A 22,937-nucleotide genomic window follows, 5' to 3' on the forward strand; every position below is an offset into this window, starting at 1 on the left:
GTTCATCGTGTGGGAGGTTGTCGAGCAGGTAAGGTGCGGTGTGGTGCTGACTGAGGGGATGGGTGGAAAAGAAGCGTTCGACGCGTCTGAGCTTGGACGTGTTTTGAGCTTCTCCGGGGAGACGGTCAGCAATGCTCTGCTGGATGACATGTTTGCCCTCCAGGAGGGCTTGCAGAATGTGACTGAGGGTATCGAGGTGATTCTTGCGGTAGGGAAAGTGTTCCCTCAGCAAGTCAGTTAGGGTATGCTGGTTTTTGCCAGACAGGGCGTAACTCATAGCAGATTTACTGTACCAGTCTGGCTTTTTTACGCCTCAATCAAACTGTCGGGTACTGAGCTTTCATGGTTTGAACCTCCAATTGATGTTGAGGATGCCAGAAAAGGCATCAGAAAGATTGAAAACGACGGTGATCAATGAATGGATGTGAAGCATCCCATCTGAGTGTTGAGATGCGACTTCTTCAGGATAATCCCCATTTATGAAATCACATGAACTCAAAATACCAATAAATCCCACATTTGATTTCAGCTTGAATTCAGGAAATCACTCAGCTTCATTTAAGGAAAACCAAATTGCTCGAAAATCAAGAAAAATGAACAGCTTGTGAACAGCATCAACAGAGACTGAGGCAAATCTTTCACAGATCCATCACAGGTTTCGATTAGCATGGTCGTGTTGATCAAATCACTGGTCAAGTCCACAACCAAACATCAGACCGACATCCATCAGGTCTGAAGGAGGAACATCATGCACAATCTGGAACACCTTTTTGTTGAAGAATTGCAAGACATCTACGATGCCGAAAACCAGCTGCTTGAAGCCCTGCCCAAAATGGCAGAAGCTGCCAAATCAGCCAAACTGAAAACCCTGCTGGAAGACCACATCAAAAAAACCGAAAAACAAAAACAACGTTTGGAAGCCGTCTTTAAAGAACTGGACGAGAAACCCAAAACCAAAACCTGTCAGGCCATGAAAGGGCTGATCAAGGAAGCCGAAGAAATCCTCAAACAAAAAGACGATGCCGAAGCTTCCGTGCTGGACGCAGCTCTGATCGCTGCTGCCCAGAAAACCGAACACTATGAAATTGCCACCTACGGCACCCTGCGCACCTGGGCCCAGCAACTCGGGTACACCAACGCAGCCATCAAACTGGAAGACAACCTGAACGAAGAATACGAAGCCGACAAGGGCCTGACCCTGTGTGCTGAACGGGTCATCAATCCCAGAGCTGCAGAAGAGTAAGCTTTCCGTTTCAAGTTCAGTTTTTCAAGTTCAATAAGAAGGAGCATTCATGTCTGATTCCAAAAATCCCAACCCAAACGATAAATCCGAAGCCATGCAAAAACAGGAACAGGAACAGCAGGCCATCATTCGCACTTTTCATGAAGACGACAGCGGCAAGTCCGCCGAAGGGGACCGTGCAGGAGAGCAAGGTGCGCCCGGCAACAACCCCGGCGATGAAGGCGGCAACGGTCACACCAGCAATGTAACCCCTGATTAAACGCAGAAGGACAAAGGCAGAAAGCAGAAGGCGAAAAAGGCCAGAGCTTCTGCCTTTTTCGCTGTTTGGAAAAGGGTTTGCAGTGAACAGCTCAGAGTGGATGGCGAAAGTCCGACCACCTGATGCGAAAAACACCGAAGATTTTGCTGGACATCCGATTTTCTCGCTGTCTTGCCCTGAAAACGTGCTTGCGGGGCGGCCCGCGTCGCACTGGGCGCTGTGAACTGTAAACTGTGAACTGTCAAACCCTCTGGTTCAGCATCTTCCTGACCGTCTTTTCTGAAATGCACCCCAAGGAGAACACATGCAGCTTTACCACGATGGAACCCCTTTTTTTCTGCAACGTGAAGGCAACACCGCCAGAGTGATTCTGGAGTCCTCGATCCCTCTGGAACGTGGATGGGCCGTGGGGTATTTGCATGGTGCATCCCATCATGCGGAACTCAGGCCCCATGGGGAAGGTCTGTACATGGCAGAGTTGCCCTTCACACGGCACCAGAAGTTCCATTACCGCTTCAAGGTGATTGTGAAAGGACGGGTGTGGTGGCTGAATCAGGCTGGAGTCTCCCCTTCCGCCCCGAGCAGTTTGCAGGATTTTGCTTTCACGGATCAGGAACCCCCTGCATGGGTCAGAAGCCGGATCTTCTACCAGATTTTTCTGGACCGTTTCAAAATCGGGAATCCGGCCTTGAAAGTCAAAAAAGGCGAGTACCAGTACAATGGCCGGGATGTGGAAACCCGTGAATGGCACGAAAGTCCTGTCAAGGAAACGGGTTACATGGAGTTTTACGGCGGAGACCTGGAGGGGATTCGCCAGAGCATCCCGTACTTTCAGAAGCTCGGGGTGAATGCTTTGTACCTGAATCCCATTTTTGAGAGTCCCTCGGTACACAAGTACGACACGCAGGACTACTACAGGGTGGATCCGCACTTTGGAACAAATGAAGGGTTTGCCGCTCTGGTGAAGGAGCTTCATGGGCAGGACATCCGCATCATTCTGGATGGGGTGTTCAACCACACCGGAGACTGGCACCGCTGGATGAACAAAGCTGCCCGCTATCCCGAGCCCGGTGCTTACCAGAGCACAGATTTTCGCGGTTACTACAACTACTCTGGGGAAAATCCAGACGATTACATGTCATGGTTGGGGTACAACACCCTGCCCAAACTGAATTACGCCAGTCCAGAGGTGCGCGGGCACATCTACCAGAATCCCGACAGCGTGATCCGTTTCTGGCTGAAAGAACCCTTCCAGATCGATGGTTGGCGGCTGGATGTGGCCTCCATGATCGGCTCAGAAGGGTCAGACCGGGACAACCGCCAGATTCTGGGCGAACTGTGGCAGGCCGCCAGAGAAACCCGCCCGGATGCCTACATTCTGGGAGAGCACTTTGCAGATGCCACCCTCTGGTTGCAAGGAGGGGTGGAAGACGCCACCATGAACTACTACCACTTCATGATCCCCACGTGGTCTTTCCTGACCGGACAGGACCACAAAGGCCACCCAGCACAACTGGACGCCCGGGAATACGCAGATGCCCTGTTGAGGGGCCTCAGTTACCTGCCCTTCAGCCACCAGTTGGTGCAGTTCAATTTGCTGGATTCCCACGATGTGAAACGCTTTGCCACCGTGTGCCCTGATGAAGCCCTGCGAAAACTCGGGGTGGTGTTGCTCTTGACCTGCATGGGTGTGCCCTGCATCTACTACGGCGATGAAATCGGCATGGAAGGGGAGGACGACCCTGACAACCGCCGACCCATGCCGTGGGATGAAAAACACCTCTGGGAAAGCGACATCCACCAGTGGCACCAGCGTTTGATTGGGCTCAGGCATCAAGAAATGGCCCTGCGTGAAGGTGGTTTCCGTGTGGTTCATGCAGAAGACAACCACCTGATTTACGAGCGGAGGTACGGTCCAGAGCGCATCCATGTTCTGCTCACCAAGGCCGAACCCCTGACCCACACCCTTGAAGGCCAGTGGAAAGACCTGATCTCTGGCGAGATCTGCTCTGGGGGGGTGGAGGTGTCCGCCAAGGGTGCCCGGATTTTGAAGCACATGGGATGAGGGGTCGGGCGTGGGACTGTAAATCTTCTGACCGCATGACCTTGGCAAGCATGTCAGGGTAAACCCATGCCTACCTACTCACACTGGATGATGGATTTGCCCGAACACCCAGAGCTGACCCAGGACCTGATTGCAGACGCCGTGGTGGTTGGAGGAGGGATTGCTGGCCTCAGCACCGCTTACCAACTGGCCTCAAGCGGCCTGAAAGTGGTGGTGCTGGAACGGGACAAGATTGGCGCTGGAGAAACCACCCGCAGCAGTGCACAGGTGACCTCCTCTCTGGACTTTTTTTACAAGGAACTGGTGTCCATTCATGGCCGGGAAACCACCAAGTTGATTTACCAGAGCCATGAAGCCGCCATTGATGAAATCGAGCGGATTTGCAAAACCGAAAACCTCGATTGTGGCTTCATCCGACTGCCCGGTTATCTGGTGCCTGCTCCCGGCGATGAAGCAAACATTCAGGAGGAAGCCTCGGTGCATCGGGGCCTCGGGTTCAACACCGAACTGGCGGATCCTCCGGCGTATGCCAAAGGTTTTGGACAGAGCATCCGGTACAACCATCAGGGACAGATTCACCCCCTGAAGTACATCATCGGACTGACCAGAGCCATTGAGCAGCATGGTGGGGCCATTCATTGCAGCAGTCCGGTGATGTCTTACGCTGGAGACCATGTGGTGCTGGAAAACGGCAAGACCGTGCACGCCAAGCATGTGGTGATTGCCACCAACGCTGTGGTGTCTGAAAGGGGCAAATACTCCTTCAGGCTGGCCCCTTACCGGACCTACATCCTCACCCTGAAACTGACGGAACAGATAGAGCCTGCCCTGTTTTATGACACCTCCGATCCTTACTTTTATGTGCGCCCGGATGGGGATGTGCTGTTGGTCGGAGGAGCAGACCACCGCGTCGGTGAACCCGAGTACCCCGAGCAACGCTGGCAGGACATCGAAGACTGGACCAAAGCCCACTTCCCGGTTGCTGAACGCATTGACACGTGGTCCGGGCAGGTGTTCAATTCTGCCGATGGGATCGCCTTCCTCGGGAAAGCCGGAGAGGTGTACGTGATCACCGGAGACACCGGAAACGGACTCACCCACTCCACCATCGGCTCCATGATCATTCGGGACCAGATCCTCGGGAAAGAGAACCCATGGGTAGAGGTGTACGATCCCAACCGGATGCCCAGAGGCAACTACACCGAATGGGTCAGTGAAGCTGGACGCAGCATCATGCACCTGTTCGACTGGTTCAGAAGCGCCGAGATGGTGCAAAACATCCAGCCCGGACAGGGCAACATCGTGCGGAAGGGCATGAGCAAGTACGCCGTGTACCGCGATGAGCAGGGTGAACTGCACGCTTGCAGTGCCATGTGCACCCACATGGGCTGTGAAGTGGCATGGAACTCCGCCGAGCAAACCTGGGATTGCCCCTGCCACGGTTCCAGATTCTCCAAAGAAGGGACCGTGCTGACCGGACCTGCCAGAGCTCCTCTGGCCAAGATTGAAAACCCTGAGTTGGAGTGAATTTCAAAGGCTCAGCCCTGCATGCCCAATGGGGTGTGCAGGGTTTTGTCTATAAGGGGTCTTCCTGTTTGTGCACCCCGGACAACCTCTTAACATGAAGACACATTCCCATGTGTTTTCAAACCAGCCTCCAGACAGGAAGGCGGGTGAGGTTTTGCATCAGGAGGGGTCATGAATTGTCAACTGCAAGTCATCAACAACAGCAACGTGGCAGGAAGTTTTGTGATTTACCAGAGCAGCGACATTCCACAGTCCTACACTCTGGCCTGGATGTCCAAGTATGCTTACCCGAGCACCACCCTGACGTTCAACTGGAACACCACCAACGACTTCGTGTGGTCGGGCAACTCTCAGCCTGTGGCAGGCACGGTGATTCAGGCAGGTCAAGCCATGCCCATCACCCCTGAGGGAACCCAGATCACCTTCTCTTACGATGCACAGAACCATGCTTTTTTCTTCAGCAACCAGACCCAGTCCCCTCAAGGAGGAAAGTACGTCATTCTGATGGACAGCAGTGTGCCTCCCGGAGGAGCGCTGGTGGGGGTGGGGATGTCCGGTGCCCCCACCAACTTGATCAATGCCCTGCCCAACATGACCGCGGTGTTCACCCCTCAACCCAATTACTGGCTGGGATTCTCCTCGACGGTGCAGCAAGGAGAAGTGATCGTCACTGAGACCCTCAATCCTGTGCAGATCGTCTTTCCGCCCAATGTCACCTCCATGCGGGCCACCCTCAATCCCGACCTGACTTGGACGGTGGCACCCAATTACATGCTGAAAGAAGAAGCCTGATCCACATGCATCAAAGAGGCCCAGAGAAAGCACTCTGGGCCTTTTCCGCATTTGGTTTTATTCCACCTGATTTTCAGGGTCGGTGTCTGCCCGGTGCCGGTCATCGGTGAAGGTGTCCGGGGCCGTGTCATCGTTGCGGAAGTAAGGGCTCGGGCGGCGTTCGAATTCATCTCCGGCCAGAGCAGGATCATCCGACTTTTCCCAGTGGTAGTCGTCTTTTCCATCGTCCAGATCAAAAGGGGTGTCGATCTGGTCGCCGGGTTCAGACTGGCTGTTCACAATGGAAGCCACAGCATTTGCAGTGATGCTTTCTTCAGAATCGGTGATGTCTGAGATGTCGTTGGCTTCATCGTGTTTTTCCACACCTCCATGGTCAATGGAGTTGTCGTCGTGTTCACTGTCCGCGCTCAGGGTGGGGTCCACTTCGTCGCCAGAGATGGTGAAGTGTTCTGCCACTTTGGGATCAAGCTGGTTTTCCCAATTGGGGTCTGGATTTTTTGTGTCATCTGCCATGAAAACCTCCGTATTTGCACCATCGTGCTTGAAAAGAGCGGTCCATACCGCAAAAAAAGCTACAGTGGCCTGAAAAAAGCCACAAAAAAAGAGCGCCAGAGCGCCCTTCAGGATGCAAAAGGTTTTCAGACAGAGATGGATGGAATCAAGTAGAACATGGCAGTGGCATGACTGGCCGTTCCTGCCAGCACGAACAGGTGCCAGATTTCGTGGTAGCCAAACACACCGGGAATCGGGTTGAAGCGTTTGGTGCCATAAATCACTGCTCCAATCGAATAGAAAATCCCGCCGACCGCCACCCACACCACGGGACCCCATGAGTAGGTCTGGAACAGGTAAGGCACCAGAAGCACCGAACCCCATCCCATCAGGAGGTAAATCCCGGTGGACAGCCAGCGGTGCAGGTTCAGGGTGATCAGTTTCATGATGACCCCGGCCACCGCCACGCCCCACACAGCAATCAGGGTCCATTTGGCCCACTCGGGCGGCATGGCGAAGTAAGCGATGGGGGTGTAACTGCCCGCAATCAGCAAGAAAATGGCACTGTGGTCCAGCTTGGTCAGCCACTCCAGCACGGCTTCTCTGGCCCGCACGGAATGCAGGGTGGCACTGGCGAGGTAGAGCAGGATCATGCTGATGCCGTACACCAGAAAGGGCCACCAGTGAACCCCACCCCGAAAAGCGAACACGCACAGCAGCACAGTCAGAACCACTGCCATGAGGACCCCAAACCAGTGGGTCAGGGCGTTGATGGGTTCACGAAGCAATCGAATCATTCTTCATCTTAACCTTGAACCAAGTGTAAAAAGTGTGAGCTTTTTGACCAGAGGTTCCCAAGCCTCTGATATTTTCTAAACATGGTCAATGGCAATCACATCCAGAGCATCCAACTGGACAGGGACATGCTTCATCTGGTTTTGTCTGATCAAGAAATCTCCATTGACATCCCGTCTTGCCGATGGGGTTGGAAAACATACGTGGCAGAACACATGGGAAAAGAGGTTCCAGAGCTTTCAACTTGCATTGCCCTGACCCATGCCATCAAAGGTGTGCCCTGTTTGGAGTTCCTGAGTGCGCCAAGGACCACACTGCATTTTCCCAAAAGCCTCTGGCACAGAAACAAAAACTGGGCAAAGTGGATGTGGGTTCGGCAGGAATTGACCCGCTTGGGTTTCACCACTTTCAACAGTGATTGACAGGAAAAAGGAGCCTGACAACAGGCTCCTTTCAGTACAAATTTCAGCGGGTTTGCGGGAACCCAAGGTCCACTTTGGAGGTGCTCGGGTCGGGCCAACGGCTGGTCACCACTTTGGTGCGGGTGTAGAACTTGATGCCGTCCGGACCGTACATGTGGGTGTCTCCAAAGAGGCTGGCTTTCCAACCCCCGAAACTGTAGTAGGCCACGGGAACCGGAATCGGCACGTTGACCCCCACCATCCCGGCGTTGCACTCAAACTGGAACTTCCTTGCTGCCCCACCATCCCGAGTGAAAATGGCCGTACCGTTGCCATACGGGTTGTCGTTGATGAGGGCAAGACCTTCTTCGTAGGTGTTTGCACGGACGACACACAGTACTGGACCAAAGATTTCATCTTTGTAGCAGTCCATCTTTGGGGTGACGTGGTCTATCAGGCTCACCCCGAGGAAAAAGCCATTTCCGGGCACTTCGGTTTTGCGGCCATCCACCACCACTGTGGCCCCTTGTTGCTCTGCACCCTCGACATAAGAAGCCACCTTGTCGCGGTGTTCTCTGGTGATCAGGGGTCCCATTTCGTTCTGGGGATCGTTGCCCGGACCGACTTTGAGTTTGGGCAGCCTTTCCTGAATGGCTTCAATCAGTTGGTCCCCAATGCCTCCCACTGCAACCAGCACGGAAATGGCCATGCAGCGCTCTCCGGCAGAGCCGTAAGCCGCTGAGACAGCAGCATCTGCGGCCATGTTCACATCGGCATCAGGCAAGACCAGCATGTGGTTTTTGGCTCCGCCCAGAGCCTGCACCCGTTTGCCATGGCGGGTTCCAGTTTCGTACACGTACTTGGCAATCGGGGTGGACCCCACGAAACTGACCGCAGCAATGTCTGGATGGCTGAGCAGGTGGTCCACGGCAAGCTTGTCCCCATGCACCACATTGAACACCCCATCCGGCAAACCGGCCTGCTTGAGGAGGTCGGCCATGAACAGGCTGGCACTCGGGTCTTTCTCACTGGGTTTCAGGATGAAGGTGTTTCCGCAGCCGATGGCGTTGGCAAACATCCACATCGGCACCATCGCTGGAAAGTTGAATGGCGTGATCCCAGCCACCACCCCGAGCGGTTGGGGAATCGAGTACACATCCACCCCTGTGGACGCCTGCTCGCTGTAGTTGCCTTTCAGTAGGTTGGGAATCCCGCAGGCAAACTCCACATTTTCGAGACCTCTGGCAATCTCTCCAAGGGCGTCACTGGTGACTTTGCCATGCTCGGCAGTCAACAGTTTGGCCAGTTCCAGACGGTTGCGGTCCACCAGATCCCGGAATTTGAACAGGATGTCTGCCCGCTTGGACAGCGGGGTGTTTCTCCAGCTTTTGAAGGCGTTTTTTGCCACTTCAATGACCCTGTCCAGTTCTTCCAGACTGGCAAAATCCACGGTGGCCTGCACATCTCCGGTGGCCGGGTTGTACACCTTGCCGGAGCGTCCCGAGGTTCCGGGGGTCACGGCTCCATTCACAAAATGGCTGATGCGTTTGAGTTCCTGACTGGTGGTCATTGTGGGCACCTCGTTTACGGTCCCCCCTAACAAGGGGGAATGTTGGGAGTTGGGTGTCCTCCCCATGTGGGGAGGAGCGCGGCGTCAGCAAGCGGGTGGGGTCAATCCGCGGCGGGAGCGGCCATCATCTCATCGACAAGGGCAAGGGCTTCTTCGTAGATGTCCAGACCCCGGTCCAGATCCTCCTGGTTGATCACCAGAGGGGGGCACACCCACACCATGTTGAAACGCACAAAGGCGTAAATGTATTTGCTCTTCAGGTAAGCAGCCAGTCTTTGCATCTCTGGCGAGGTGCCATTGAAGGGGGCCAGAGGCTCTCGGGTGTCCTTGTTTTTGACCAGTTCAATCACGCTGAAAAGGCCAATGTACCGCACGTCTCCGACACAGTTGAACTTGGCTTTCATGGCTTCCAGACGCTGGCCCAGATGTTGCCCCAGAACGTTCACGTTCTCGAAAATCTGCTCTTCCTCGTACACCTCAAGGTTGGCGATGGCAGCAGCGCAACTGACCGGATGGCTGGAGTAGGTCAGGCCTCCCCAGAGCATGGTGTTTTCAAAGTGCTGGGCGATTTTCTCGCTGACGATCACGGCCCCCAGTGGCATGTATCCAGAGGTCAAACCTTTGGCGCAGGTCACGATGTCCGGTTTGATGCCGTAATGCTGGGTGGCAAGGTAGGTTCCGGTGCGGCCAAATCCGCTCATCACCTCATCGTCAATCAGGAGGATGCCGTACTTGTCGCACAGGGCACGCAGTTTGGGATAGTAGTCATCGGGAGGCACAATCAGGCCGTTGGATCCGGTGATGCCTTCCACCAGAATGGCAGCGATGGTGTGTGGCCCCTCCATCTGGATGACCTCCTCGATGTGGCTCACACACTCCCGACGGCACGAATCCGGCTGTTTTCCAAACGGGCAGCGGTAACAATACGGGTCAAACACCCGCACCACCCCGGGAATGCCTGGCTCGACAGGCCAGCGTCTCGGGTCGCCCGAGGCGGTCATGGAGCCCATGGTGGCCCCGTGGTAACTGCGGTAACGGGTGATGATCTTGTCCCGTCCCGTCACCAGTCGGGCAATCTTGATGGCGTTCTCGTTGGCCTCACTGCCCCCCAGAGTGAAAAAACTCTTGGAAAGGCCGGTCACTTCTGCAAGGCGTTTGCCCAGTTCACCTCTGGGTTTGCTGGCAAAGGCCGGGGCAGCGAAGCACAGTTCATCCACCTGCTTTTTGATGGCTTCCAGCACTTTGGGATGCTGGTGTCCCACATTGATGTTGATCAGTTGCGAACTGAAATCGAGCCAGTGGTTGCCGTCTCCATCGAAGAAGTACGCCCCTTTGCCTCCGGCGATGTGGATGGGATTGGCCGTGCTCTGCACCGACCACGAAAAAAGGGTGTAGTCGCGGTTTTGCTGGATGACGTCTTTGCTGTCCATGGTTTCCTCCGGAGATGCCAAGGGTGAAAGCCGAGGGCCGAGAGCTAGGAAGCCGAGAGCCAAGGGCCGAGAGCCGAGGGCTGTATTGAAAACGGGTTGCCCGATACAGCTTTTCTGTGCTTGCTGTGAACTGTCAACTGTTCACTTTCTACTTGCCTGAGCGACAAGAGCAATTCAAAACCCTGAATCAAGCAAGCAGTGATCCAGAGCATCAAGCATGGATCTGGAAGGATGGCGTGAAGGAATTTCCTTGCTCCCTATGGTATTTTTTTGGGCTCTGTCCTCACAAGAGACAGAGTGTCAAAATCGGTGGGTTCCAGCACCAAGAGTTCCAGAGCCACCTGCAAATACAGTTGCCTTTTTGGGCTGTCCAGATCGCCCAGCATGCCCCTGAGTTGCTCCAGCCGGTAGTAAATGGTTTGCCTGCGCACACCCAGAACCCTTGCAGCTTCTGCAATGTTGAACTGGTGGCCCAGCAAGGTTTGCAGGGTGCTTAAAAGTGAGCTTCTGGGACGGCTGGGCAGGCTGAGGATCGGACCCAGTTGGTCTGCCAGAAACTGCGTGTGTCTGCCGGTTTCCACCAGTGCTTCAATGATCGGGTTTCCGCCCAGCACCGATTCGCTGTGGGGTTGCAGGATCCTCTGGTGGGCTGCGCGCGTGAGGTCGGCGTACCGGACCTCCTCACGGAACACCATCAGGGGAAAGTCGTAAAGCCGTGCAGCAGCAAGGATCTCTGGGGAAACCTCCTGCATCCACTGCACCAGTTCAATGATCAGACCATGCGCTCCACCCTGCGCCAGAGAGGTGATGAAATGGGCCTGCTCAGCGGGTCTGGCCCGCGCAAGTTCCACGCCTGTGGTGAGCAGCACCTCGCCGCCAGACAGGAAACGGTGGGCATCCATCACTTCGGAAACGTGCACCCACGTCACCACCTGCGACAACTGGCTGAACCCACAAAGCACTTCCGCTTTGCGGAATGCAGGCAGGTTGAGGATTTCTTGCAGGGTGGGGAGCATCAGATCCCCCCTGTTCCTCGCGTTGCTCGGAACGGTCCCCCCTTAACGAAGGGCAAGATCCCCCCACACCTCGCTGCGCTTGGTGGTCCCCCCTTAACAAAGGGGGGTAAGATCTCACAGCGGGGATTCAAGTCCCCCTTCCTTAATGGGGAAAGTGCAAAGCGAAGCGATGCACAGGGGGATCTCATCCCTCTCTCCCCTGCACCCACTCCATCGCCTTATCGGTCAGTTTGCCCAGAGCCGTCACACTCATTTCGAGGTGTTCTTCCAAGGTGTCTTCAATTTTGTTGTGCGAGATGCCCCTCAGGCTCTGCACGAACATCATCACGGTGGGGATGCCTGCCCTTGCCACCTCTGCTGCGTCATGCAAGGGTCCAGAGGGCAAACGGTGCACCACCCCTGCGGTTTCTTCGATGGACTGGGCGCAGAAATCAATCAGGTCCGGGTGAAAGAGAATCGGCTCGATGTTCCAGAGGTACCCGAACTCCACCTCAACATGGCCTTCTTCGGCAAATTTGCGGGCTGCGTCCTGTGCTTCCTGCCACATGGCGGCAAGGTGATCTGCATCGAGGTGCCTCTGGTCGAGGGTGATGGTGCACTCCTCCACCACCGAGGTCACGATGCCGGGTTTGGTGGTGCAACTGCCAATGGTGCACACCCCGTTGTGACGGGCAGCAATCTGGTAAATCTCCTGAGACATCTTTCCAGCCGCCAGAAAAGCGTCTTTGCGCACGTTCATGGGCGTGGACCCCGAGTGCGCTGCCTGCCCTCTAAACGTGATGGTGTGACGTTCTACCCCCACCGTTCCCAGCACGGCACCCAGAGGAAGCTGCATGCCTTCCAGCACCGGTCCCTGCTCAATGTGCAGTTCAAGGTAAGCCGCAATGTTTTGCTGGCCTTCTCTGGCTTTCGGTGCATCGTTCAGTTGAATGCCCACATTGCTTAAAGCCTCTTCCAGAGGGACTCCATCCCGGTCCTTGAGCTTGCGCATGGTTTCCACATCAAAGAAACCAGAAAAAGCACTCGAACCGTACAGGCTCCGGCCAAACCGTGCTCCTTCTTCATCTGCCCAGTCCACCAGTTTGAGGGTGATGTCTGGGATTCCACGGCTCTGGATGTCTCTTAAAACCTCCAGTCCGGCCAGCACGTTCAGACACCCATCCAGCCAACCCCCATTGGGAACGGAGTCCAGATGTCCGCCAATGACCAGCGTGGTGTCAGAGTGGCCTTTCAGGGTCGCCCAGAGGTTTCCTGCACTGTCCATCTCATAAGGGATGCCGAGGACATCCAGCTTCTCTTTCAAAAAGGCCCGTGCTGCCAGCCATTTTTCGGTGAACGCCACCCGCTGGGCACCGTTTTCATCCCCAGTCAGGGCTTTCAGGGCTTTCAGTTCTTCGACGGTCCGACTCGGGCTGAGCATGGCCCCTCCTCGCTTCGCTTTCCTCCCCTACAAGGGGAGGGAGGCATGATCGATCTCTTCACACTTTTCCTTCCTCCCCTCTAGAGGGGAGGAGCGCAGGGGGAGCCAAGCTCCCCCAAGCGGGCTTACTTCGCTTTCTTCCCGGTGGCCATTTCCCAGACGCTGTAATCCACGGTGGCAGCGGGTGGATCGGACTTCAGGATCCCGAGGTCTTTCAGCAGTTTCACGTTGTTGGCGTAGGTTTTGGGATCCAGCAGGCCAGCGTTGCCTTTCAGGGTGGGGCCAGCATTGTACAGTTTGGCCACTTCGGACATCTGCCAGGTCTGGTGTCCTTTGGCATCCGCACGGGTTCCCGAGCCTTTGCAGGTGTTGCCGCAGTTGGGCAGCACGATGCTGACGGCTTCTTTCTGGTTTTTGACGGCGTAATCCCAGCCTTTGAGGGAAGCCTTGACCAGTTTGGCGGCCACTTCTTTGCCGGACATCCCACTGTTCTTGAAGTTCTTGTCGTTCAGGACGCGTTCACTGGTGAACATCAGGTCTTCCAGCAGGTTGATGCCGTAATCGCTGGCTTTGAAGATGCGCAGTTTGTCCATGCTGTACCCGAGGCCCACAATCTGGTTGACTTCGTTGTAGGTCATCGCAGACACCAGATCCACCTTGTCGGGGAACACAATGCTGGGGTCAAAGGGGTAGGTGACGGCCTGCACGTCTGGACGGGCTGCGCTGGAATCGAGGCTGCTGGTCATCTTGTATTTTTTCAGGAGGGCGACGGCTGGATATTCGTTGCCAGAGGGCCACACACCGATGCGTTTGCCTTTGAAATCCTGCGGTTTGGTGATGTTGCTGCTTTTCAGGGAAACCAGCGTGAAACCGCTCTTCTGGAAGATCTGGGCAATGTGCACCACAGGCAGGCCGTTTTGCCTTGCGGTGAGCAGGTCGGTGATCCAGGTGGTTCCGAAGTCTGAGGTGCCGGTCACCACCGTCTGAATCGGGCTCTGGTCGCCAATCGGCAGGAACTGCACGTCCAGCCCTTCTGCTTCAAAGTAGCCTTTTTCTTTGGCCACAAAGAACCCGGCAAATTGCGCCTGGGGGAACCACTTGAGTTGCAGTTTCACCTGCACGAGGTCTTTGGCGCTGGCTGCGCCCGAGAGCAGAAGTCCGATCAATGCGAGTTTCTTCATACCTTCCTCCTAGTTGGGAACGTGCATCAGGGGGTCCTGCTTCAGAAGCTCAACTGCGGAAACTGGCGTGCCAACCGGTCACTTTGCGTTCCAGGGCACCGATGAGGGAGAAAAAAGCAATGCCGATGACCGAGGCCACCACGATGGCAGCCCACACGATGTCGAAATTGAAGCGTCCGGCTTCAATCTGAATTCTAAACCCCAGACCGTTGCCTGTGGTGCCGAAGAATTCGGCCACAATGGCGCTGATCAGGCTCAGGGTGGTGGAGATCTTCAGGGCGTTGAAAAAGTACGGCAGGGCCGTGGGCACCCGCACGTCAAAGAAAATGCGCATGGGGCTGGCCGCGTAAGAATGCATCAGGTCGAGGTGCAACGGACTGGCGCTCTGGAGGCCACGCACCACGTTCACAATGATCGGGAAAATCACCGTGACGGCCACCACAGCAGCTTTTGAAGGCCACTCCAGACCGATGGCTTTCACCATCACGGGCGCAAGGGCCACAATCGGAATGCTGGAGAAAATGCTGGCGTAAGGCAACACCCCGAGTTCCAGAAACTTGAAGCGGGCCACCAGCATGGAAGCCAGCACCCCGATCACGATGCCTGCCACAAAGCCCACCAGAGCTTCCAGCACAAAAGTGTAGAACACGTCCATCAGCAGCACTTCGCGGGCGGTGTACAGGGCCTGCACCACCCGACTCGGGGTGGGAATGAGGCCCGCAGGAACCTGATTGACCCGCAGGAGGGCCTCCACAAAGAACACCGACACCGTGAACAACAAGGCTGCAGGAATGAAGTCTTTTCTGGAGCGGGCCACCTGTGCCACGCCCACCAGTCCGACCACCAGAGACACCACCGACACGATTTGAAGCAGCAGTTTCTGGGGCACCTCAGATTGCTGATTGAGGGTGTAGGAGATGTAAAAGAGCACCGCATGGGCCAGCAGAATCAACACGCCAGAGATCCAAGAGGCTGAACCTCTGGTCTGGTTTTCTTTGATCATCGCGTGGCTCGCCATGGGGCCACCATCCTTTCCAGCAGGTTGATGATGCCGACCAGCACAATGCCCAGCAGGGCACCGTAAATCATGATCACCCACAGGGCGATGGTGTCGCTGGCCCGTGAGTTCTCGGCCAGCATTTTGCCAATCCCCGAGAAACTGATGGTGGAAATCTCTGCAACGATGCTGCCCACCATGGCAGCGGTGGAGGCCACTTTCAGGGCGGTGAACAAAAAGGGCACCGAGGCTGGAAACCGCAGCAACGTGAAAACCTGCACGCTGGACGCGTTGTAGGTTTTCATCAGGTCGATTTGCAGGGGGTCCGGGCTTTTCAGACCTTTGCTGACCCCCACCACAATCGGGAAAAAGGCGATGTAGGCAGCAATCAGGGCTTTGGGGAACCACCCCTGCACCCCATACTGCCCGAGAATCACGGCCAGCATAGGAGCAATCGCAATGATCGGCACCGTCTGGGAAGCCACCAACCACGGCAACACCGCACGTTCAAAGCTGCCACTCAGAACCAGCAAGATGGCCAGCAGCAAACCCACCACCGAAGCGAGGGCCAGACCCACAATGGCCTCTCCCAGCGTGACCAGCGCATTGTACGGGGCGGAAGTGGGGGCCAGAGGGGGAAAGGTCAGGCTTTTGATCCCTTCAGCCAGTTGGGTCGGGGCAGGAATCACCGGATTTCTCAGCACGTAAACGCACTCGGAGACGGTTTTGCAGCCGATGTCTGCACCTGTTTCCAGAGACCTCTGGGCCACTGGAGAATTCGCCCAGATCATCAGTGGGTAATACAAGAGGACGGCAATCACCGCTACCAGCAGCAGAGGGGCAAATCTCTGCAAAGCGGTGTTCATGCGTGTCCCTTTCTGAGGAGTTCACGGATTTCGGTGGCGATCTCGAAAAACCGGGGGTGTTCGCGGGTGTCCACCCCTCTGGGCTGGGGCAAATCCACATCCACAATGCCCTCAATTTTGCCGGGACGGGCGGTCATCACCACCACGCGGGTGGACAAAAACACCGCCTCGCTGATCGAGTGGGTCACGAAAATCACGGTTTTTTTGGTTTCGCGCCAGAGCCTTAAAAGTTCCATGTTGAGGTTCTCTCTGGTGATCTCGTCCAAGGCACCGAAAGGCTCATCCATGAACAGCAAAGGGGGATCGAAGGCCAGCGCACGTGCAATGCTCACCCGTTGCTGCATCCCACCAGAGAGCTGAAACGGATAGTTCTTCTCGAATTTTTCGAGGCCCACCAACCGTAGCATCTCACGGGCTTTTTCCAGACGGTTCTGCTGGGGAAAACCCATCACCTCAAGAGGCAACATCACGTTTTTCAGAACGCTGCGCCAGTCCATCAGGGCCGGAGCCTGAAACACGTAACCATAGGCCCGTGCCTCTCTGGCCTTGGTGGGTGTCAGTCCTTTGATGGTGATGTCACCAGAGGTCGGGGCCTGCAGGTCTGCCAGAATGCGCAGCAAAGTGGTTTTTCCACAACCGGAAGGCCCAATCAGGCTGATGAACTCCCCTTCTTTGATGTCGAGGTTGGCCCCTTGCAGGGCGATGGTTTCGGTGTCTCTGGTGCGAAAAATCATGCTGACATCCCGCACACTGACCAGCGGGGGGGATTTGTTCTCGGGCAAAGTCATTCTCACCTGCTTTCAGACCGTGCTTCTGGTCTGGAGAAAATAGAGCCTTGTACTCTGGATTTGATCCGCTCACCACAAACTTTCCTGCTGTTGACTGTTGACTTCTAAAAATACTGAGGTTTGCGCCTCAGGAGTTGCCCTCTTGAGGGATCTCCAACAAATTCACCGTCTTTGACCTGCACCTGACCGCGCACGGTCACGATCCACGGTTTGCCGTCGATTTCCCAGCCTTCAAAGCCGTTGTAATCGTTGTTGACCTTCTGGGTTTTTGCGCTGATGGTGCCGCGGTACTGGGGATCGTAAATCACCAGATCGGCGTCACTGCCCACCGCAATGGTGCCTTTTTTGGGAAACAGCCCAAAAAGTTTGGCAGATTTGGTGCTGGCTGCGTCCACAAAACGGTGGATGTCGAGGTGTCCCCTGCTCACCCCATAGGTATAAAGCAGGTTCACACGGTCTTCTATTGCCGGAATCCCGTTGGGAATTTTGGTGAAATCCCCCTTGCCCATGGCCTTCTGATCAATGTCAAAGGGGCAGTGGTCGGTGCCCACCGTGTCAATGAACCCCTGCTCCAGAGCGGCCCACAGGGCTTTTTGGTTGCCTTTTTCACGCAAGGGAGGAGACATCACATACTTGGCCCCCTCGTGGTCGGGTTTCTCTGCAAAGGTTTTGTCCAGCAGGAAGTGGGGAATCACCGACTCGATGTACAGGGGAACCCCTTTGGATTTGGCTTTCATGGCCTCTTTCAGGGCCGCTTCACAGGAGAGGTGGACCACATAACCCGTGGCTCCGGTCATCTCCACAAAAGTCGCAAAACGGTTGGTGCCCTCGGCCTCGACTTCTACAGGGCGGCTTTTCTCGTGGTACTCGGGGCCGGTTTTGCCTTCTGCCAGCAGGGATTTCTGCAACTGGGCCACCAGTTCTGCGTTCTCACAGTGGGCGGTGACGATCACCCCGAGTTTCTTGGCGAGGGTGAGGACCTGAAAGAGTTCTCCATCCTCCACACCAAAAAAGTTCTTGTAAGACAGGAACACCTTGAAGGAACTGATGCCGTCCTCGACGATTTGTTGAAGTTGACTTTCCACCGTCTCATCGAACTTGGAGATGCCCATGTGGAAGGTGTAATCGCAGGCACTGTTCCCCTCGGCCTTGGATTTCCAGAGGTTGTAGGCCTCCAGATGGTCATCGTTGCGGCTCGGGCAGCACATCTCGATGAAAGTGGTGGTTCCGCCCACCAGAGCGGCCTGACTGCCCGTGGTGTGGTTGTCCTTGGCGAAGGTCGCCATGAACGGCAGGTAGATGTGCACGTGCGGATCAATGAAGCCCGGAAAAATGTATTTCCCGGTGGCATCAATGACTTCCAGATCCTCATCGTCCATTTCCAGATCCAGCCCGATCTGGGTGATGGTCTCATCCTGAATCAGGATGTCGGCGTGGTAACGGGTGTCTGCAGTGATGATTTCGCCATTTTTGATCAGCAGTGGCATTGAAACATCCTTTCTGGTTTTCCTGCCATTGAATGAGATTTGGCCTTACATTCCACATCAAGATTTCTGGCTCTGGGCGAGGCACGCCTCGCCCCTACAATCGTTGTTTAAGGTTTCTGCCATTGGGCGCAGCACGCTGCGCCCCTACATCTGCCTTCTGCTTTTCGCCCTCGGCTCTCAGCCCTCGGCGCGCGCAGCGCTAACAACAGCGCTAATGAATATCTATCCCCACATCCTTACGATACGCCTCCATCGCCGCCCAGTCGGTGCCGACCTCGGGTTTGGCCGCCGTGAGGGCACCCCAGGTCACGGACTCCCGACCCGAGGGTACGCTGACCATGTCGATGCAGCCTTCCACAGGGCAGACGTTGTAGCACAGGGCGCATCCCACGCAGTCTTCTTCGCGGACTTTGGGGGTGGGGCGGGTGGCAGCCACCTGTTTGCCGTTCACTCTGGGGTCGTAGCCGGGGGCGACCACTGCACCATCCGGGGCGATCAGGTCGATGCACTGGTGGGCGGTGTCGTTGCAGGCCACATAGCAGAGGTTGCACTGGATGCATTTCTCGGGGTCGATGCGGGCCACAGCCTGATAGGAGAGGTCCAGATCGTTGAAGGTGGAAACTTGCGGCAGGCTCTTTCCGGCCACGTCGTAGATGGTGGCAAAGCCTTTTTCGTCCATCCAGTTGGAGAGGCCGTCGATCATGTCTTCCACGATGCGGAAACCGTAGTGCATGACGGCGGTGCACACCTGCAAACTGGTGGCCCCGAGCAGCAGGAATTCTGCAGCGTCCCGCCAGTTGCTGATCCCTCCGATGCCCGAGATCGGCACCCCGGAGCGCAGCACGGTGGGATCGGTCATCAATTCCGTGAGGAGGTTTAAGGCAATGGGTTTCACGGCTGGTCCGGCGTATCCGCCGTGGGTACCCCGTCCGCCGATGTTGGGGGTGATCTGCAAAGAATCCAGATCCACCCGCATGATGCTGTTGATGGTGTTGATCAGGCTGAGCGCGTGTGCCCCTCCGGCCAGAGCAGCATGTGCGGGTTCCACAATGTGGGTGATGTTGGGGGTCAGTTTCACGATGACCGGCAGGCGGGTCATGCTGGTGACCCATGCGGTGTTCATCTTGCACATCTCGGGGACCTGTCCGACCGCTGCGCCCATGCCGCGTTCACTCATGCCCTGCGGACAGCCGTAATTCAGTTCGATGCCGTCTGCTCCGGTGTCCTCGATTTTCATGATGATGTCTTGCCACGCTTTGGGATCGGCTTCCACCATCGCGGAAACGATCACAGCGCGGTCCGGCCAGAGCCGTTTCACTTCAGCAATTTCCCGCAGGTTGACTTCCAGAGGTCGGTCGGAGATCAATTCGACGTTGTTGATGGCCATGAGCCTCTGGCCACCGATGGTCAGGCCCCCGTAGCGGTTGCTGATGTTCAAGACTGGAGCCCCGATGGTTTTCCAGACGGCCCCTCCCCATCCGGCTTCAAAGGCTTTGTTCACCTGATAACCAGAGTTGCTGGGGGGAGCGGAGGCCAGCCAGAAGGGGTTGGGGGAGCGGATTCCTGCAAAATTGATGCTCAGGTCAGCCATGGGCGACTTCCTTTCTGACACTCAGGGCTTCGTGGATGGAAGCAGCAGCGATTTTTCCGTCTTGCACAGCCATCACCGTGGAGGCGGTGCCTTTTGCACGGATGCAATCTCCTCCGGCGTACACCTTGGGGATGCTGGTTTGCAGGCTGTCGTCGGTTTTGATGTAGCCTTTGTCCAGTTCCAGCCCGAGGGTCACAGCCAACGCGGGTTTTTCCTGTCCGATGGCCTTGATCACCTGATCGCAGGGGAGCACAAACTCAGAGCCGGGCACAGGTTTGGGGGCAGCGCGACCAGAGGCGTCGGGTTCGCCCAGAGCCATCTTCACGCATTCGAGGCCCAGCACCCTCCCCTCTTCGGTGAGGACTTTCACAGGCTGGGTCAGGAAGCTGTACTGGATGCCTTCTTTCAGGGCAAAGTGGTATTCGTGCTCGTAGGCGGTCATTTCGCTTTCGGTGCGGCGGTAAACCATGTTCACGTCTGCTCCAGCACGTCTGGCAATGGTGGCGGCGTCAATGGCGGTGTTTCCTGCACCGATCACCACCACGTTGTCTCCCACGCGCAGGTCTTCAAAGTGAATTTTGCTGTCCTCAATGAACTTCAGGCCGTCTTGCAGGTATTCTTCGCCGGGAATGCCCATGGCTGGCACCGCCCCGAGGCCCACCGCCAGAAACACCGCATCATGCTCTGACAGCAGAGCGTCAAAGGCTTCTCTGGTGTCGATGCTGTGCCCGGTTTTCACCTCCACGCCAAGCTTCTGCACCGATTCGACTTCCCTTAAAGAAACTTCGACGGGTTCACGCAGCACGATGATGCCGTAGGTGGAGAGCCCGCCAGCCAGTTCACGTTTTTCATACAGTGTGACGGCATACCCCAGTTTGGCAAGTTCAGCGCTGCAGGAGATCCCGGCCGGGCCAGAGCCCACCACGGCCACTTTCAGACCGTTGCTTTCTCCGGGCTGGAACACCTCAATGCCCCGTTCCTGCACGTGGTCCACGGCATACCTCTGGAGGCGTCCGATCTGGATGGGTTTGTGGTCTTTGCCCAGCACGCAGGCCCCTTCGCAGAGTTCTTGCACCGGGCACACGCGCCCACAGGTTCCTCCCAGAAAGTTGGATTCCAGAATGGTTTTTGCACTTCCCCGCACGTTGCCAGAGGCAATCTTTTTGATGAAGGTGGGAATGTCGATGTGGGTCGGGCAGGCCTGGATGCAGGGGGCATCGTAACAGTACAGGCAGCGGTTGGCTTCGGTGAGCGCTTCATGCTGCGTGAGGGGAGGGAAGGATTCCTGAAAACCGGAGGATGGATCTTTATGCATCAAACACAACCTCTCTGACCTGTTCCGAAAGTTGCCCTGAACTTGCGGCAAACAGGTCTGTTCTTGGATCTGGTTTTTTCGGGAATGGTTCGCGCCCTCACTGGAGCCGACTTAACCTCTGGGGCATATTATAAGTTTGTGATTTAAACACTGTCAAGCAAAATTCAAAATCTGTAATCCAGATTTTTCCGTTCAAAATATGGTCTTTCGTGTTTTTCAAAAACTTTTTGACAGAGTGTCCAAAAAATTCAGAAGCTTTTGCAATGCATAATTATAGAAAGCCTTGTGGACTTTCTCATTCAAAAACACATGACCTGCTTCACCCGAGGGAACAGCCGGAGCAACACGAAAACAATAGGGTGACTCCAGCTTATTCGATTGGCAAAGCAGGATCAATTGGTCGGCAGATCGGCGGGTTCTGTCTCAGGCAAATCTGCCTTCAGAATCAGGTTCTGGGACAGGTCGCTCTGGATCTGGTTGCGTCCCTGACGTTTGGCCTGATACAGCAACTGGTCGGCCCGTTCGAGGGTTTCTTGCAACAGTTGACAGGCAGGCAAGATGGTCAGGCCTCCGCTGGTGGTGACTTTTCTTGAAATGGGAAAAATGTGCTCTTCGATGGTCTGGCGGATGCGCTCGGCAATGGTGGAAGACTTCTGGGTCTCAATGCGCCGCAAAACCACCAGAAATTCTTCCCCGCCCAGACGGTACACCCGGTCGTAACCCCGAGTGGAGCTTTTCAAAAGGGCTGCCGTTTGCTTCAAGACCTCATCGCCCATGGCATGCCCGAAGGTGTCGTTGACGCTTTTGAATTGGTCGAGGTCCAGCACCAGAAAGGCATCCCCCGGTGCGAACAGCAAACGGTCTGCCTCGAATTGACGCCGATTCAGCAGACCTGTCAGGGGGTCCAGAGCAGATTCGGCCTTCAGGTGCTCGGTGGCTTTCAGGTACCTTAGGCGGGAATGCACAATGCTGGCCGCCCCCCAGAAGCCCAGCAGGTTGGCTGCGTAATACCACGGAAACACACTCCAGAAGAGGTTCCCCTCGTCTAGAGTGGCAACGGCCAGTCCGACCCCTCCGACCAGAAACACCAGCAAAGGGGCACGCATGTAGATGCGGGTGGGCACCACACGGTTCTGGTAAGGCAAACGCAGCAAGGCCATGGTCATCAGGCACAACCCTGCACCCGTAACGGAGGGCAGCAAGGGCAACTCTGGCATGAACATCCACTGAAACAGAATGAACGGGGCCGTGGAAAGCAAACCATATCCAACGCCGTACCGCAGGGTGATCAGGAGCAAAGGCACCATCCGCAAATCGATCAGGTGTTCCTGCTGGGTTTCGATGCCGTGGTACAGCAACACAATCGAGCCCACCGAAGCAAAAAAAGACCGGAGCAAGAGCACGCTGGGACGTTTTTCCAGACGCCAGTCCTGGTAGGTCAGGCTGAGGAGGTAGCCCAGAGCCACCACCATGCACACGTTGATGAAAAGAGAGTCCAGAATGGCCAGCATGTTCTCCTCCTTCCACCCAGTACAGCCTTGTTGTGTAGAAGTGGCTCAATTGTAGAAAAAGCACTCCAACAGGAATCTGAATTCAGTCCAACACAAAAGTAAGCCCAATGGCAGATGCCCATCCGCCATGATGCAGTGACACCTCAACTGTTTTTCTTTCATGATGAAACCAGAGATTTGTCCTGTGAGGT

20 protein-coding genes and 1 pseudogene are annotated in these 22,937 nt (G+C 55.8%); 6 read left to right on the top strand and 15 right to left on the bottom strand.

Annotated features, from left to right (window positions below; translation table 11 throughout):
* Positions 1-277 (bottom strand): annotated as a pseudogene (locus tag Q371_RS04215) (hypothetical protein); the annotation flags it as partial.
* Between the two features lie 471 nt (positions 278-748).
* Here Q371_RS04215 and Q371_RS04220 point away from each other — a divergent pair.
* The 5 genes from Q371_RS04220 to Q371_RS25300 all read left to right on the top strand — a co-directional run bounded on the left by Q371_RS04220 (position 749) and on the right by Q371_RS25300 (position 5,886).
* Positions 749-1,243: a YciE/YciF ferroxidase family protein gene (locus Q371_RS04220; protein WP_034336619.1), complete on the top strand. Its 495-nt coding sequence runs from the start codon at positions 749-751 to the stop codon at positions 1,241-1,243.
* Between the two features lie 49 nt (positions 1,244-1,292).
* A complete protein-coding gene (locus Q371_RS04225) occupies positions 1,293-1,502 on the top strand; it encodes a hypothetical protein (protein ID WP_034336622.1) in 210 nt (69 codons plus the stop codon).
* 304 nt (positions 1,503-1,806) lie between these two features.
* On the top strand, positions 1,807-3,567 hold the full coding sequence (gene malZ / locus Q371_RS04230; protein ID WP_051963219.1) for a maltodextrin glucosidase: 1,761 nt from the start codon (positions 1,807-1,809) through the stop codon (positions 3,565-3,567).
* Positions 3,568-3,633: 66 nt separating this feature from the next.
* Positions 3,634-5,094: an FAD-dependent oxidoreductase gene (locus Q371_RS04235; RefSeq protein WP_034336626.1), complete on the top strand. Its 1,461-nt coding sequence runs from the start codon at positions 3,634-3,636 to the stop codon at positions 5,092-5,094.
* Positions 5,095-5,265: 171 nt separating this feature from the next.
* The gene (locus tag Q371_RS25300) at positions 5,266-5,886 is read left to right on the top strand and encodes a hypothetical protein (RefSeq protein ID WP_051963222.1); all 621 of its coding nucleotides are present in this window, start codon (positions 5,266-5,268) and stop codon (positions 5,884-5,886) included.
* 57 nt (positions 5,887-5,943) lie between these two features.
* On the opposite strand, the gene Q371_RS04245 is transcribed toward Q371_RS25300, so the two are convergent.
* Complete coding sequence (locus Q371_RS04245; RefSeq protein WP_034336629.1) at positions 5,944-6,399, bottom strand: hypothetical protein; 456 nt, start codon at positions 6,397-6,399, stop codon at positions 5,944-5,946.
* A gap of 125 nt (positions 6,400-6,524) precedes the next feature.
* Positions 6,525-7,175, bottom strand: coding sequence for a PAQR family membrane homeostasis protein TrhA (gene trhA / locus Q371_RS04250; protein ID WP_034336632.1), 651 nt, complete (start codon positions 7,173-7,175; stop codon positions 6,525-6,527).
* An 81-nt stretch (positions 7,176-7,256) separates the two neighbouring features.
* Between trhA and Q371_RS04255 the strand changes: the two genes are divergently transcribed.
* Positions 7,257-7,595 (top strand): hypothetical protein, encoded by a 339-nt coding sequence (locus tag Q371_RS04255; protein WP_034336635.1) that lies wholly within the window; start codon positions 7,257-7,259, stop codon positions 7,593-7,595.
* A gap of 43 nt (positions 7,596-7,638) precedes the next feature.
* Here Q371_RS04255 and Q371_RS04260 read toward each other — a convergent pair whose 3' ends face one another.
* The 12 genes from Q371_RS04260 to Q371_RS25305 all read right to left on the bottom strand — a co-directional run bounded on the left by Q371_RS04260 (position 7,639) and on the right by Q371_RS25305 (position 22,746).
* Positions 7,639-9,144 (bottom strand): CoA-acylating methylmalonate-semialdehyde dehydrogenase, encoded by a 1,506-nt coding sequence (locus tag Q371_RS04260; RefSeq protein ID WP_034336638.1) that lies wholly within the window; start codon positions 9,142-9,144, stop codon positions 7,639-7,641.
* 101 nt (positions 9,145-9,245) lie between these two features.
* Positions 9,246-10,574 (bottom strand): aminotransferase class III-fold pyridoxal phosphate-dependent enzyme, encoded by a 1,329-nt coding sequence (locus tag Q371_RS04265; RefSeq protein ID WP_034336640.1) that lies wholly within the window; start codon positions 10,572-10,574, stop codon positions 9,246-9,248.
* 257 nt (positions 10,575-10,831) lie between these two features.
* A complete protein-coding gene (locus Q371_RS04270) occupies positions 10,832-11,590 on the bottom strand; it encodes a PucR family transcriptional regulator (protein ID WP_211253798.1) in 759 nt (252 codons plus the stop codon).
* Between the two features lie 184 nt (positions 11,591-11,774).
* On the bottom strand, positions 11,775-13,010 hold the full coding sequence (locus Q371_RS04275; RefSeq protein WP_034336643.1) for a hydantoinase/carbamoylase family amidase: 1,236 nt from the start codon (positions 13,008-13,010) through the stop codon (positions 11,775-11,777).
* 125 nt (positions 13,011-13,135) lie between these two features.
* Positions 13,136-14,191, bottom strand: a complete 1,056-nt coding sequence (locus Q371_RS04280) for an ABC transporter substrate-binding protein (RefSeq protein WP_034336646.1) — start codon at positions 14,189-14,191, stop codon at positions 13,136-13,138.
* Between the two features lie 49 nt (positions 14,192-14,240).
* Complete coding sequence (locus Q371_RS04285; RefSeq protein ID WP_034336649.1) at positions 14,241-15,209, bottom strand: ABC transporter permease; 969 nt, start codon at positions 15,207-15,209, stop codon at positions 14,241-14,243.
* Positions 15,191-16,054 (bottom strand): ABC transporter permease, encoded by an 864-nt coding sequence (locus tag Q371_RS04290; protein ID WP_034336652.1) that lies wholly within the window; start codon positions 16,052-16,054, stop codon positions 15,191-15,193. Before Q371_RS04290 ends, Q371_RS04285 begins: the two co-directional genes overlap by 19 nt.
* On the bottom strand, positions 16,051-16,842 hold the full coding sequence (locus Q371_RS04295) for an ABC transporter ATP-binding protein (protein WP_034336655.1): 792 nt from the start codon (positions 16,840-16,842) through the stop codon (positions 16,051-16,053). Before Q371_RS04295 ends, Q371_RS04290 begins: the two co-directional genes overlap by 4 nt.
* 104 nt (positions 16,843-16,946) lie before the next feature.
* The gene (gene hydA / locus Q371_RS04300; protein ID WP_034336659.1) at positions 16,947-18,329 is read right to left on the bottom strand and encodes a dihydropyrimidinase; all 1,383 of its coding nucleotides are present in this window, start codon (positions 18,327-18,329) and stop codon (positions 16,947-16,949) included.
* A 211-nt stretch (positions 18,330-18,540) separates the two neighbouring features.
* Positions 18,541-19,920: an NAD-dependent dihydropyrimidine dehydrogenase subunit PreA gene (gene preA / locus Q371_RS04305; protein ID WP_034336662.1), complete on the bottom strand. Its 1,380-nt coding sequence runs from the start codon at positions 19,918-19,920 to the stop codon at positions 18,541-18,543.
* Positions 19,913-21,235 (bottom strand): NAD(P)-dependent oxidoreductase, encoded by a 1,323-nt coding sequence (locus Q371_RS04310; protein WP_034336665.1) that lies wholly within the window; start codon positions 21,233-21,235, stop codon positions 19,913-19,915. Before Q371_RS04310 ends, preA begins: the two co-directional genes overlap by 8 nt.
* 392 nt (positions 21,236-21,627) lie before the next feature.
* Positions 21,628-22,746 (bottom strand): GGDEF domain-containing protein, encoded by a 1,119-nt coding sequence (locus Q371_RS25305; RefSeq protein WP_051963224.1) that lies wholly within the window; start codon positions 22,744-22,746, stop codon positions 21,628-21,630.
* Positions 22,747-22,937 lie beyond the last annotated feature (191 nt).

Origin of the sequence: Deinococcus misasensis DSM 22328, assembly GCF_000745915.1 — a bacterium.
Lineage (GTDB): Bacteria > Deinococcota > Deinococci > Deinococcales > Deinococcaceae > Deinococcus_C > Deinococcus_C misasensis.